The sequence below is a fragment of the Streptomyces sp. JLBT605 genome, from assembly GCF_058215555.1.
In genome coordinates, this window is the sequence record NZ_CM177087.1 from 3,254,942 (window position 1) to 3,268,576 (window position 13,635).

At 72.3% G+C, this 13,635-nt stretch carries 12 protein-coding genes; 10 read left to right on the forward strand and 2 right to left on the reverse strand.

The features are described from left to right. Position 1: 1 nt before the first annotated feature. Positions 2-1,207 carry a hypothetical protein gene (locus AC4BDD_RS14105; protein WP_490691346.1) on the reverse strand — a complete coding sequence of 402 codons (1,206 nt, stop codon included), beginning with the start codon at positions 1,205-1,207 and terminating at the stop codon, positions 2-4. Positions 1,208-1,354: 147 nt separating this feature from the next. Further along, complete coding sequence (locus tag AC4BDD_RS14110) at positions 1,355-1,855, reverse strand: ATP-binding protein (RefSeq protein WP_490691347.1); 501 nt, start codon at positions 1,853-1,855, stop codon at positions 1,355-1,357. 293 nt (positions 1,856-2,148) lie between these two features. Here AC4BDD_RS14110 and AC4BDD_RS14115 point away from each other — a divergent pair, with 293 nt between their 5' ends. The 10 genes from AC4BDD_RS14115 (at position 2,149) to AC4BDD_RS14160 (ending at position 13,579) form a co-directional block, all read left to right on the forward strand. Next, entirely contained in the window at positions 2,149-3,087 is a 939-nt protein-coding gene (locus tag AC4BDD_RS14115) for a hypothetical protein (RefSeq protein ID WP_490691348.1), read from the forward strand. Between the two features lie 135 nt (positions 3,088-3,222). After that, positions 3,223-3,969, forward strand: a complete 747-nt coding sequence (locus AC4BDD_RS14120) for a YcnI family copper-binding membrane protein (protein ID WP_490691349.1) — start codon at positions 3,223-3,225, stop codon at positions 3,967-3,969. Between the two features lie 90 nt (positions 3,970-4,059). Beyond that, a complete protein-coding gene (locus AC4BDD_RS14125) occupies positions 4,060-4,737 on the forward strand; it encodes an SCO family protein (protein ID WP_490691350.1) in 678 nt (225 codons plus the stop codon). 125 nt (positions 4,738-4,862) lie between these two features. Beyond that, positions 4,863-5,276: a copper chaperone PCu(A)C gene (locus AC4BDD_RS14130; RefSeq protein WP_490691773.1), complete on the forward strand. Its 414-nt coding sequence runs from the start codon at positions 4,863-4,865 to the stop codon at positions 5,274-5,276. 14 nt (positions 5,277-5,290) lie between these two features. Next, positions 5,291-7,489, forward strand: a complete 2,199-nt coding sequence (locus AC4BDD_RS14135) for a copper resistance CopC/CopD family protein (protein WP_490691774.1) — start codon at positions 5,291-5,293, stop codon at positions 7,487-7,489. Then, a complete protein-coding gene (efeB, locus tag AC4BDD_RS14140; protein WP_490691351.1) occupies positions 7,486-8,847 on the forward strand; it encodes an iron uptake transporter deferrochelatase/peroxidase subunit in 1,362 nt (453 codons plus the stop codon). The genes AC4BDD_RS14135 and efeB overlap by 4 nt, the downstream gene beginning before the upstream one ends. 234 nt (positions 8,848-9,081) lie before the next feature. Further along, the gene (locus AC4BDD_RS14145) at positions 9,082-9,783 is read left to right on the forward strand and encodes a TetR/AcrR family transcriptional regulator (RefSeq protein WP_490691352.1); all 702 of its coding nucleotides are present in this window, start codon (positions 9,082-9,084) and stop codon (positions 9,781-9,783) included. Between the two features lie 101 nt (positions 9,784-9,884). After that, complete coding sequence (gene pheA, locus AC4BDD_RS14150; protein ID WP_490691353.1) at positions 9,885-10,820, forward strand: prephenate dehydratase; 936 nt, start codon at positions 9,885-9,887, stop codon at positions 10,818-10,820. Positions 10,821-11,441: 621 nt separating this feature from the next. After that, entirely contained in the window at positions 11,442-12,767 is a 1,326-nt protein-coding gene (gene serS, locus AC4BDD_RS14155; protein WP_490691354.1) for a serine--tRNA ligase, read from the forward strand. Continuing rightward, positions 12,764-13,579, forward strand: coding sequence for an HAD family hydrolase (locus AC4BDD_RS14160; protein ID WP_490691355.1), 816 nt, complete (start codon positions 12,764-12,766; stop codon positions 13,577-13,579). The genes serS and AC4BDD_RS14160 overlap by 4 nt, the downstream gene beginning before the upstream one ends. The last annotated feature ends 56 nt before the right edge of the window (positions 13,580-13,635 follow it).

The following is a 13,635-nucleotide window of genomic DNA, read 5'->3' on the forward strand; positions in this document are numbered from 1 at the left end:
CTCACCGACGGACCGGAAAGGGCGTTCGACGCGACAGCCCGTCGGCGGACCTGCCGCCGCCGTTCCCGCGCAGCCGGTCGATCAGGAGGGGCAGCCCCACCACGACGATCAGCCATACCGGGACGTACAGCCGGTCGCCCTCCATCGCCACCGGGTGGGCCGCGGTCGCCAGCACGCCGGTGGCGCCCACCGCGATCAGGCACAGGGCGATGGGCACGGAGCGCGTCATGGCGCCCCAGACGGCCAGCGCCAGCAGGAAGGGCAGCGAGGGGGCCAACGCCTCTCGCTGCAGCCACTGCCACCAGTAGTTGACGTTGAGCTCGAGCAGCCGGCGCCAGGGGTCGGCGACTTCGGCATACGTCCAGTGCAGGGCGAAGGTGTCCTGAAGCGAGTCCTCCAGCCCCGGCAGGCGCAGCAGCTTGCTCATCGCGAAGGCGAGAAGGGACTGACAGAGCGACAGGGCGAGCAGTCGGCGCGTGCTCTTGCTCCGGGCCTCCGGGACGAACAGCCAGGCGATGGCAGCGGCCGCCACCAGGCACGGCGCCAGGAGGACGAAGCTCGAGTACTTGACGGCCAGGCCCAGGGTGAAGGCACCCATGGAGAGCAGCGTCCCCGCCACCCAGCGCTCCTGATACAGCCACACCGCGGCGAGCAGTACGGCTGTCATGAGGGCGACCACCGGGCCCTCCGTCAGCGGCCGGCTGCCCCACAGGCCTATCGGGGTGACGTAGTAGAGGCACTGGCCGAGCCAGGCTGTCGAAGGCGGCGCACGCAGCGCGCGCAGGAGGACCAGGACCAGCAGCCCGCCGAGAGCGGTGAAGCCCACGGCGACGGCGATCAGCCCGGCCTTTGGCCCCAGGAGCCAGACGAAGGGCGCGGCCATCACCGGATAGGCGGGGCGGGCGCGGAAAAGGGCCTCGTACCGGGCGTTGCCCGGATTGAGGCCCTGCGCATACCGGTCCAGGCAGTCCTGGTACTCATGGCGGCGCACCGGCGCCCGGAACTCGATCTGGTGCAGCATGCGGTTGCGCTGGAGCATCGCCGCCGTGTCCGCGCAGTACGCCCGCAACGCCTTGCTCTGCGCCTCCCGGTGGGGTTCGCCCAGGAACTCGTAGGCCGAGCGCGCGTAGCGGTAGGAGTCATTGGCGAAGCGGGTGCCCGGATAGGCGAAGACGTGCAGCAGCACGAAGACGGCGGCCGTCAGCAACGGAATGCTCCTGCGTATTCGACACACAGCAAGCACCTTAAATCCCCGCAAACAGGACATCACTTCGGGTCGTCCATACGGGTGCCGCCGGCGCGCTCCGATCAGGACGCCGTGACGTCAGGACAGGTGACTCCAGGACAGGTGGCGTCAGGACGCCTTGAGCAGGGCGTCCTCGCGCCATTTGAGGATCTTGTCGAAGCTGACCACCGCGCCGTGCCGGCCGGAACGGTTGCGGTAGCGGACGTGGTCGGTCAGGGCCTCGATCAGGAACAACCCCCGCCCGTGTTCTGCCTGGGCGGGGGCTGGTTGCTGGAGGGTGGGCTGGCAGTCGGGCGCGGGGCGGGCCCCGGGAGGCGCCGGGCGGCGATCGCGCGGGGCCGGGGTGTGGGCGAAGCCGGGACCGGAGTCGGTGACCTCGATGCGACAGGTGTCGCCGTCGATGAAGGCGGTGACGCGGTAGGCGTCGCCGGCGCCCTCGGCACCGCCGTGCTCGACGGCGTTGGCGCACGCCTCGGTCAGTGCCAGGGACAGGTCATGGCAGATCTCCGGGTCGACGCCGGCCGTCTCCATCGTGCCGAGGAGGAGCCGGCGGGCCAACGGCACGCTCGCAGCCTCACGTCGCAGATGGAGAGACCACCAGATGCTCATGCTCCAGCCTCCCGACCACGGCTCGACATATCGATACGTATTGCCGGGCACCATGGTCCGTAAGCGTGCGCCGGACGTGACTCCGCTCATTCGGCGGACGCGCCGCGTCAGGCCACCGGTGTATGGGGGACGTACACAGGGCCGTACGGGTGCATACGCGCCTGAACTGCGCCGTTCACGCTCCGGCGCACCACCGCGCGCGGGCGACCGGACCGGGCGCCCCTCCCCCTGCCTCCGGCGCGGGGACCCCAGCCGTAGGGGACGCCGGGCTCCGGTGGGATGATGACGCCGCCATGCATGTCCTGCCGTCGCCCGACCGCCGCGCCTCAGGGAGCCTCGCGCCCCTGCGGTCGCTCGGGCGTACCGGCGCCGGTGCCGTGCGCGCCGGGATGGGGTTCCGGATGGTGCGTGCCGCCGTCTTCACCGCGGTCTGCGTGGTGCTCTCGGCCGGCGGGCACGCGCTGGCGTCCTGCGCGCCGGTCCCGCTGTGGACGCTGGCCGCCGGCTGCCTCGCGGTGTTCGCGGTGGTGGTGGCCTCGGCGGGGCGCGAGCGGACGCTGCCCCAGATCGCGGGGGCGCTGGCGATCGGCCAGCTCGCCCTGCACACACTCTTCGCCCTGGGGCAGCACGGCACGGCGATGGCCGCCGCCGGGCCCGCGCCGGGGTCCGGTGCGGGCTCCGGCTCCTACGGCCGGATGATCCAGCTCGCCTCCAAGCTGCTGTGCGACTCCGGGCCCCAGCGGCTCACGCCCCTCCGGGCCCGCCGGATCGTGACCGACGCCGGGCTCGACCCGGCCTCCGGCGGGGCACAGGCCGCCTCCGGAGCGCATGGCGCCCACGCCGGCCACGCCGACGGCTACGCCGACCGGATCGGCCAGACCTGGCACGCGGTCGCCGCCCCGCACACCTCACTGATGGACGCCCTGCTGCCCTCGCCCGTCATGGTGCTGGGCCATCTGCTGGCGGCGCTGGCGGCCGGCTGGCTGCTGCGCCGCGGCGAGGCGGCGCTGTGGCAGTTGGTGCGCCTGTCGACCGACGGGGTCTGCGTCCGGGCGCTGCGCACCGCGCTGCGGCTGGCCCGGGCGCTGCGCACCCGGCTGCTGGGCGAAGACCCGGCGGACGGGGTGCGGGTGGTGCGCGCGGACGGCCGGGGAGTGCCCGAGCCGTGCTCGGTGGCGCTCCAGCACAGCGTGATCCGGCGGGGTCCGCCGCGCTTCGCGCTCGCGGCCTGACCGGCGCGGCAGCATCACTCCAGCGAGATCACGGATACGTGGAGGCGGAGGGCTGACGCGGCGTCGCCGCACGCGCGCCAACCGACCCACGTCACCGTCTTTTCGGATCTTTCACTCTCTCTGGAGTCCTCTGTCATGAACGCCATGCGTCTGCGCCGCCTGCCCGTCGTCGCCGGGATGGCCGCCGGGGCCGTCGTCCTGCTCTCCGCCGCCCCCGCCTTCGCGCACGTGAGCGTGCAGCCCGGCCAGGCCGAGAAGGGCGGCTACAGCGTCGTCAACTTCAAGGTCCCCAACGAGCGGGACGACGCCTCCACGGTCAAGCTCGAGGTCACCATCCCGACCGATCACCCGCTCGCCTCGGTGATGCCGCAGCCCGTCCCCGGCTGGGACGTGAAGGTCACCAAGTCCAAGCTGGACAAGCCGATCGAGATGCACGGCAAGAAGATCAACGAGGCGGCCTCCAAGATCACCTGGACCGCGCAGAAGGACGGCATCGAGCCGGGCACCTTCCAGCAGTTCCCGGTGTCGATGGGCCAGCTGCCCGAGGACGCGGAGAAGCTCGTCTTCAAGGCCCTCCAGACGTACGACAACAAGGAGGTCGTGCGCTGGATCGAGGAGCCGAAGGAGGGCGCCCCGGAGCCGGAGAACCCGGCTCCGGTCCTGACGCTGGTGGAGCCCGCGGAGGGTTCCGACCACCACGGCTCGGGCGCGCCCTCGTCCGGTGACAAGGACAAGGCCGACAAGGGCGAGGAGAAGACCGAGGCCGCCGACAGCGGGGACAGCAGCGACACCACGGCCCGGGTGCTGGGCATCGCGGGCATCGTCGTCGGCATCGCGGGCGGTGCCTTCGGTGTGATCGCCGGCCGTCGCCGTTCCGCCTGACGTCCACCCTCGATCGACCTTCGCCGGTCCCCGGTCGCTCATCGATCGGCCGGGGCCGGCCCCTGATCAACCTCACTGGAGAAGCACTCCATGCGCACCAAGATTCTTGCCGCCGCGCTGACCGCCGCGGCCGCGCTCTCCCTCACCGCCTGCGGCTCCGACGACGGCAGTGGCAAGGCCGGCGGACAGGGCGGCGGCGACTCCGTCGCCGAGGTGTCCGGCGCCAGGCAGCGGAGCTCCGCGATCGTCCTCGACGACGACCCGAAGACCAAGCCCGACCTGGTGCTGACGGACACCGAGGGCAAGAAGTTCGACCTGCTGAAGCGGACCAAGGGCAAGCCCACCCTGATCTACTTCGGCTACACCTACTGCCCCGACGTCTGCTCGCTGGTGATGAGCAACATCGCCATCGCGCAGCAGAAGATGTCCCCCGAGGACCGCAAGAACCTCTCGGTGATCTTCGTGACCACCGACCCGGCCCGGGACACCCCCAAGCGGATGCGCTCCTGGCTGGACGGCCAGGGCGGCACCGACTTCGTCGGCCTGACCGGCGACTTCGACACCATCCAGGCAGCTGCCAAGCCGCTGGGCATCCTCGTCGAGAAGCCCAAGAAGAAGAAGGACGGCAGCATCATCGTCAACCACGGCGCCCAGGTGCTCGGCTTCTCCCCGAAGGACGACAAGGGCCACTGGATCTACACCACCGAGACCACGGCCGAGACCTACGCCAAGGATCTGCCGAAGATCGCCAAGGGCGTGAACCCGTGACCGGGCGGAAGACCGGGGACACCGGAGAGAGCGGCGGGCCGGCCGGCGGAGCGCGGGACGGGGCGCGGGCGACGCAGACCCGGTGGTACGCGGCCGCCGCGGTCGCCGTCACCACCTCGCTCGGCCTGGTGCTCACCGCCTGCGCGTCCGACGACGACAAGGAAGCCTCCGGCCCCGAGCTGTCGGTGAGCGGCGCGTACATGCCGCAGCCCGCGATGCCCGACATGGCCGCCGGCTTCCTGACCCTGCGGAACACCGGCGGCACCGCCGACCGGCTGACCTCCGTCACCACCCCGCTCTCGGATGACGTCACGCTGCACGCCACCAAGGGCACGCGGATGGAGCAGGTGTCCGGGATGGACATCCCGGCCGACGGCGAACTGCGGCTCGCCAGCGGCGGCAGCCACCTGATGCTCGGAAAGCTGGCCCACAAGCCGAAGGTCGGCGAGAAGGTCCGCTTCACGCTCCACTTCGCCGACTCCGGCCCCATCCGGATCGACGTCCCGGTCAAACCGACGACGTACCGACCCAAGGACTGACGCCGATGACCTCCCTGGCCCCCGCCACCCGGCGACCGCTGCCGCGCCGACGGCCCGTGCCGGCCCCGGACCCGGACCGGCGCCGGCCGTCGCACCGGCGCCTGCTGTCCCACCGGCGGCTGCTGTCGCTGTGCGGAACGCTGCTCGCCGCGCTGCTGTGCGTGCTGGGTCTGGGCGCGACGCCCGCGGCCGCGCACGCCGCGCTGACCGCCACCGACCCGGCCGAGGGCTCGGTGCTGCAGACCGCGCCGGAGCGGGTGACGCTCACCTTCTCCGAGGGGGTGCTGCTCTCCGACGACTCCGTGCGGGTGCTGGATCCGCGCGGCAAGCGGGTGGACTCCGGTGAGCCGAGCCATGTGGCGGGCAAGTCGTCGACCGCGTCCGTGGCCCTCCACTCGGGCCTGCCGGACGGCACCTTCACGGTGGCCTGGAAGGCGGTCTCGGAGGACAGCCACCCGGTGGGCGGGGCCTTCACCTTCTCCATCGGGGCGCCGTCGAAGACCACGGTGTCGGTGCCGACGAGCGCGGAACCGGACGACACGGTCGACCTGCTCTACGGCATCGCCCGGTACGCCGCGTACGCGGGCTTCGTGCTGCTGATCGGCGGCTGCGTCTTCGCGGGGGTCTGCCGGTCCTCGCGGCCGGTGGAGAAGGTCGCCGCGGGGGGCTGGGTGACGCTCTTCGTCGCCACCCTGCTGCTGTTGCTGCTGCGCGGCCCGTATGTGAACGGCGACGGTGTCGGCGCGGCCTTCGACCTCGGCGGACTGGACGACGTGCTGTCCACCAAGCCGGGGTCGGCGCTGCTGTCCCGGCTGCTGCTGCTCGGCGCGGCGGCGGTCTTCGTGGCGGTGCTCTTCGGCTCGTACGCCCGCCGCGCGGCACACGCCGGGACGGGGACGGCGACCGGGTCGGGGTCCGGGTCTGGGGACACGTCGGCTTCGGGGGACGGCTCCGGGGCCGGGGGCGACGACGCACGGGTCCGCCGGGATCTGGCCGTCGGCCTCGCCTGCGGCGGTGCGGTGGTCTCGGCCGGACTCGGCGCCACCTGGGCGATGGCCGAGCACGCCTCGGTCGGCATCCAGCCCTGGCTGGCCATGCCGGTCGATGTGCTGCACCTGCTGGCCGTGGCGGTCTGGCTGGGCGGACTGGTGTCCCTGCTGGTGACGCTCCGCTCCGGTGAGCCGGTTCCGGCCCCTGCGGTACGCCGCTTCTCGCGGATGGCGTTCGGCTCCGTCCTCGTCCTCGTCGCGACCGGCCTCTACCAGGCATGGCGGCAGGTGGGCAGCTGGGGAGCGCTGACCGACACCGAGTACGGGCGGCTGCTGCTGATCAAGGTGTCGCTGATCACCGTGCTGGTCGGCATCGCCGGGGTGTCCCGTCGCTGGACGGCCCGCCTCACCGACCCGGCACAGGTGTCGTCGGACGCGCCGGACGCCCAGCGCACGCAGGGCGCGAAGGTCACGAAGGGCGCGAAGAACAAGGCGACCGGGACCGGCCGGCCCGCGGCCGCGCGCGCCCGAGCCGCGGCCGGGGGCAGGGGAACCGTCACGGCGGATCAGGCGGACCAGGCGGATACGGCGGACACGCCGACCATCACCGGCTCGGATTCCGGTGGCTCGGACACCGGCGATGGCGGGGCCGACTCGGTCCGGGCCGCCCAGCTCGCCCGCCAACGGGCCGCGGTGGACAAGACGGCGGCACTCCGCCGCCGCGACAGCGACCCGCAGCGGGGCGCACTGCGCCGTTCGGTGCTGGCCGAGACCGCCGTGGCCGTGGTCCTGCTGGCGGTGACCACCCTGCTGACCGGGACCCAGCCGGGGCGGGCGGAGACCGAGCAGGCGGCCGCCCGGGGCAGCGCCCCCGCCGCCGGGCCGGTCACCCTGAAGGTCCCGTACGACACCGGGAACAAGAGTGGACGCGGCACCGCCGAGATCACCCTCGACCCGGCCCGCAAGGGCGACAACCAGGTGCATGTGTACCTCACCGACCCCGCCGGCCGGCCGGTCGACGTGGCGGAGCTCAAGCTGGCCTTCACCCAGCGCAAGCAGGACATCGGCCCGCTCACCGCGACGCTGGACCATCTCTCCACCGGACACTGGAGCGCGTCCCGCTTCCAGCTGCCGGTGTCCGGTGCCTGGCAACTCTCCATGACCGTACGGACCTCCGACATCGACCAGGTGACCGAGGTCAAGACCGTGAAGGTCGGCCCGTGACGCAGCAGAACCAGCGACAGCCCCAGATGAAGCGGAACAAGCAGCAACCGCGGAAGAAGCAGGACGAGCACCAGCGGCCGAGCACCCAGCCGAAGCGGAAGCCGACGCCGCCGGAGGACGAGCAGCGGCCGGCGCTCTCCCGCCGCCGGCTGCTGGGTACGGCCGGTGCCGTCGGCGCGGCCGGTCTGGTGGCCGGTGGCGCGGCCGGGGCGGCCGGCGCCGAGGCACTGCGGGACGAGCCGCCGACCAGTCTCAGCAGCGTCGGGTCGACCTCCGTCGCCTTCCGCACCGAAGGGCCCCAGCCCGGCATCACCACCCCGCTGCAGGCGTGCGGCCATCTGCTGGCCTTCGACCTGGCGCCGGGGGCGGACCGCAAGGCGGCGGCCGCGCTGCTGCGCCGCTGGTCGGCGACGGCGGAACGGCTGATGGCGGGCGACCCGCAGGCCGGGGAGGCGGACACCGGCATCGCGCTGGACGCGGGCCCCTCCTCGCTGACCGTCACCTTCGGCTTCGGCCGGACGTTCTTCGGCCGGACCGGGCTGTCCGGCCGGATGCCGCGGGCGCTGGCCCCGCTGCCCGACTTCTCGGCCGACGCCCTGGACGCCAAGCGCAGCAACGGTGATCTGTGGGTGCAGATCGGGGCGGACGACGCGCTGGTCGCCTTCCACGCGCTGCGCGCCCTCCAGCGGGAGGCGGGGGACGCGGCGCGGCTGCGCTGGCAGATGAACGGCTTCAACCGCACCCCGGGCGCCACCGAGCGGCCGATGTCCGCCCGCAATCTGATGGGGCAGGTCGACGGCACCAACAACCCCAAGCAGTCCGACCCGGACTTCGACCGGCGGGTGTTCGTGCCCGCCGGCGGAGAGCCGGAGTGGATGGCGGGCGGCTCGTACGCCGTGGTCCGGCGCATCCGGATGCTGCTGGACTCCTGGGACAACCTGTCGCTGACCGAGCAGGAGCAGGTGATCGGCCGCCGCAAGTCCGACGGTGCGCCGCTGTCGGGCGGGACCGAGACCACCCCCGTCGACCTCGGCAAGCTCACCCCCGAGGGTGCGCTGGCCGTCGCGGGCGACGCGCATGTGCGGGTCGCGGCACCGGAGACGAACCAGGGCGCCGCGATGCTGCGGCGGCCGTTCTCGTACCACGACGGATTCCGGGAGGACGGGGCGCCGGACGCGGGCTTGCTGTTCATCGCCTGGCAGGCGGACCCCATGAAGGGGTTCGTGCCGGTGCAGCGGAAGCTGGACCGGGGCGACGGCCTCTCCCGCTTCCTGCGGCATGAGGCGAGCGGGCTGTTCGCGGTGCCGCCGGCGCCGCGGCCGGGCTCGTACGTCGGGCAGCCGCTGCTGGAGGGTTGAAACTGGAGGGGTTAGAGGTGTCCGGGGGGTCTCCGCGGTGTCGCGGCGTCCCCCCGGACAGCTCCCAGCCCCCTCAAGCGCCGGGCGTGCTCCGGTGCGCCGGGACAGCCGCTCCGTGCGCCCCCAGGGCACCGGGCGCTCCCAGCGAAGCGGCAGTCGGCAAGGGACACCGGCATAAAGAACCGGTCAACCGGTAAGTCCTCTCTCCAAGCCGATCGAGCGAGGGGGGAACAGGTGGCGGGCACGGCCAGACGTCCCACCGGGAGGTACGCCGGCCGATCGGCGCAGGAGCGGCGGGCCGAGCGGCGGCAGCGGCTGCTCGACGCCGGCCTGCGGCTCTTCGGTGACACCCCGGGCTACCGCGCCACCTCGGTGAGCGCGCTGTGCGAGGCGGCCGGGCTGTCCACCCGGCAGTTCTACGAGGAGTTCGGCAGCCTGGAGGAGGTGCTCGCCACCCTCTATCACCAGGTCAACGACCACGCGGAGCGGGCCGCCCTCGGCGCCCTCGCCGCCTCCCACGGGCTGCCGCTGGCCGAGCGCGCGGGTGCGGTCTTCCGCGCGTACGCGGCGGCCACGACCGGCGATCCGCGCCATATCCGGATCGCCTTCGTGGAGATCCTCGGAGTGAGTCCCCGGCTGGAGCGGCAGCGGCTGATACGCCGGAGCCGCTGGGTGCGCCTGCTGTGCGTGCACGCGGCCGAGGCGGTCGAGCGGGGCGAGGCCGCGCCCCGGGACTTCCGGCTCTCCGCCAGAGCCTTCATCGGCGCGGTCAACGGCCTGCTGCACGACTGGACCGCCGGGCAGGTCGACGCCACCCTCGACGAGGTAGTCGACGAACTGGTGCTGATCCTGATCGGTCTCGCCCGCCCACCGGGCCGGCCGCTGACGACCGTCGCGGGAGGAGGCGGCGGGGACCACTCCGAGCCGTGCCTGTGAAGCCGGCGCCGCCCGTTCCACAGCTCGGACGGTCCACCACGCCCCCAGCCGCGCGTGGGTATCGTGGGTCGCTCCTTCAGATCGCAGGGGAGTCCACCGTGATGTCGGCCAGCAGCTACACCTACCTCGGCCCCGAAGGAACCTTCACCGAGGCCGCGCTGCGCACCCTGCCGGAGGCCGCCACCCGCGAGCTGATCCCGATGGTCTCCGTCCCGGCCGCGCTCGACGCCGTCCGGTCCGGCTCCGCCGCTGGGGCCCTGGTGCCGATCGAGAACTCCGTGGAGGGCGGCGTCACCGCCACCCTCGACGAACTCGCCACCGGCGAACCGCTGATGATCTACCGCGAGGTGCTGCTGCCGATCGCCTTCGCCCTGCTGGTGCGCCCCGGTACGACGCTGGCGGACGTGAAGACGGTGACCGGTCACCCGGTGGCCCAGCCGCAGGTGCGCAACTGGCTGGCGGCCAACCTCCCCGACGCGCAGTGGGAGTCGGCGGCCTCGAACGCGGACGGCGCCCGGCTGGTCCAGGAGGGGCGGTACGACGGGGCGTTCGCCGGTGAGTTCGCGGCCGCCCGGTACGGGCTGGAGCCCCTGGTCTCGGAGATCCACGACGCCCCCAACGCGGTCACCCGCTTCGTGCTGGTCGGCCGCCCGGCCCGCCCGGCCGCGTGGACCGGCGCGGACAAGACCTCGGTGGTCATCTGGCTCGGCGACGACCATCCCGGCGCCCTGCTGGAGCTGCTCCAGGAGTATTCGGCGCGCGGGGTGAACCTGATGCGGATCGAGTCGCGGCCGACCGGCGAGGGCATGGGCCGCTACTGCTTCTCGGTGGACTGCGAGGGGCACATCAACGACCGCCGGGTGGGTTCGGCGCTGATGGGGCTCAAGCGGATCTGCCCGAAGGTGCGTTTCCTGGGCTCGTATCCGCGCGCGGGCGTCCAGCCCTCGGAGGTGGGGGCCCTGCGGGCCGGCACCTCCGACGAGGAGTTCGTGGCGGCCGCGGAGTGGCTGGCCCGCTGCCAGGACGGCCGGGCCTGAGCCGAGCGGCCCGCGGCCGTTCGTTGTCCCCAGCCACCCGTTGTCCCCAGCCACCGCCAAGTTATCCACAGGCGGCATCCCGCCGCTGGGGATAAGTCGACAGATCAACCCGACATCGTCGACAGATCGCCAAACTCACTCCATCGATGTCCACAGCCCGGTCGGTTGCCACCGTCAGCCGAATTGCGGCGATCAACCCTTTAGAGTCATCGAAAGTTAATCATTCCCACTCGAAAGAGTGCGAGTCCATGGTTTGATCCGGGAATCCAGCGGTCATCACCACCAAGACGGAATGATCAATTCCGGAATCCACAGATCCCACACACAGGCTGTGGATAACTAACCGGGAGAGCCGATCCCCTGTGGACAACCCGTGGTCGCCACCCGCGTCCAACTCCTCCCGAGCACAAGGGAGTACGCTCGGGGCCGGTCAGCACCACCCTCCCCGCATGCCCCTTTTCAGCGAATGCGCACGAATTCTTTGACGGCGCCCGACAGGGCACCCGTCCGACGGAATTCACCGGCTTTCCTGGCCGTCACCTAAATGCGCAAAAGGGACAAATGGCAACACAAGGGGATATCGGGTCGAGGTCCCGGACGCCGCACCGGTAACCTGGTGGAGTGATTGACCTTCGCCTGCTCCGTGAGGACCCCGACCGTGTGCGCGCCTCCCAGCGCGCCCGTGGAGAGGATGTCGCGCTCGTCGACGCGCTGCTCTCCGCCGACGAGCGGCGCAGGTCCTCCAGCGTCCGCTTCGACGAGCTGCGTGCCGAGCAGAAGTCGCTCGGCAAGCTCATCCCCAAGGCCGCCGGCGACGAGAAGGCCGAGCTGCTGAAGCGCGCCGGCGAGCTGTCCGCCGCCGTCAAGGCCGCCGACGCCGAGCAGGACGAGGCCAAGGCGGAGACCCAGGCCCTGCTGCTCAAGCTGGGCAACCTGGTCCACCCCGAGGTCCCGGTCGGCGGCGAGGACGACTTCGCGGTCCTGGAGACCATCGGCACCCCGCGCGACTTCCAGGCCGAGGGCTTCGAGCCCAAGGACCACCTGGAGATCGGCCAGGCTCTCGGCGCCATCGACGTCGAGCGGGCCGCCAAGGTCTCCGGCTCGCGCTTCTACTACCTCACCGGCGTCGGCGCGCTGCTGGAGCTGGCCCTGGTCAACGCCGCCATCGCGCAGGCCACCGAGGCCGGGTTCATCCCGATGCTGACCCCGGCGCTGGTCCGGCCGCACGCCATGGAGGGCACCGGCTTCCTCGGCCAGGCCGCGGAGAACGTCTACCACCTGGAGAAGGACGACTACTACCTGGTCGGCACCTCCGAGGTCCCGCTCGCCGCGTACCACATGGACGAGATCATCGACGCGGACAAGCTCCCGCTGCGGTACGCGGGCTTCTCGCCCTGCTTCCGCCGCGAGGCCGGCACGTACGGCAAGGACACCCGCGGCATCTTCCGGGTCCACCAGTTCGACAAGGTCGAGATGTTCTCCTACGTCGCGCCGGAGGACGCCGAGGCCGAGCACCGGCGGCTGCTGGAGTGGGAGAAGCAGTGGCTGACCAGCCTGGAGCTGCCGTTCCAGGTGATCGACGTGGCCACCGGCGACCTGGGGGCCTCGGCCTCCCGGAAGTTCGACTGCGAGGCGTGGATCCCGACCCAGGGCAAGTACCGCGAGCTGACCTCCGCTTCCAACTGCGACGAGTTCCAGGCGCGGCGGCTGTCGGTCCGGGTCCGTGAAGCCAAGGACGGCAAGCAGCACGTCCGGCCGCTGGCGACGCTCAACGGCACGCTCTGCGCGGTCCCCCGCACCATCGTGGCGATCTTCGAGAACCACCAGCAGGCCGACGGCTCCGTTCGGGTCCCGGAGATCCTCCGGCCCTACCTGGGCGGCCGCGAGGTCCTGGAGCCCACGGCCAAGCCCACCGGCTCCACCAAGCCGGCCAAGCCCACCGAGTGAGCGCCGCCGCCCCGCTCCCGTACCGGCTGATCGCGACGGACCTCGACGGGACGCTGCTGCGTTCCGACGAGACCATCTCGCCGCGCACCCGTGCGGCGCTCGCCACGGCCACCGCGGCCGGTGCCGCCCACCTTGTGGTCACCGGCCGGGCGGTGCCCTGGACGCGCCACATCCTGGACAGCCTCGGATACCAGGGGCTCGCGGTCTGCGGCCAGGGCGCCCAGCTCTACCACGCGGGTGAGCACCGGCTGCTGACCTCGGTGACGCTGGACCGGCAGCTCGCCGGCCTGGCGCTCGCCAAGATCGAAGCGGAGGTCGGGCCGGTCTTCCTGGCGGCCAGCCGCGACGGCCTGGACGGCGAGGTGCTGGTCGGACCCGGCTACCGCACGCTCGGCGGCGACCTGCCGTACACCCCCTTCACCGATCCGGCCGAGGTGTGGGCCGCACCCCTCACCAAGCTCTACATCCAGCACCCCGAGCTGCCCGACGAGGAGCTGGTCAAGGCCGCCGTCACGGTGGCCGGCAACCTGGTCGGCGTCACCATGGCGGGCGCCGGCATAGTGGAGTTGCTGCCGCTGGGCCTCAGCAAGGCGACCGGGCTGTCGCTGGCCGCCCGCCGCCTGAGGATCAAGGCCGCCGAGACGATCGCCTTCGGCGACATGCCCAACGACATCCCGATGTTCGGCTGGGCCGCGCACGGCGTGGCGATGGCGGACGCGCACCCGGAGCTGAAGTCGGTGGCCGACGAGGTCACCGCGTCCAATGACGAAGACGGCATCGCCCTGGTCCTGGAGCGGCTGTTCGGCCGGTGAACCGGCCGCCCGTCGGCCCGGCGCGCCTCAGCCGGGCGCGCGCGTGAGCCGGGCGC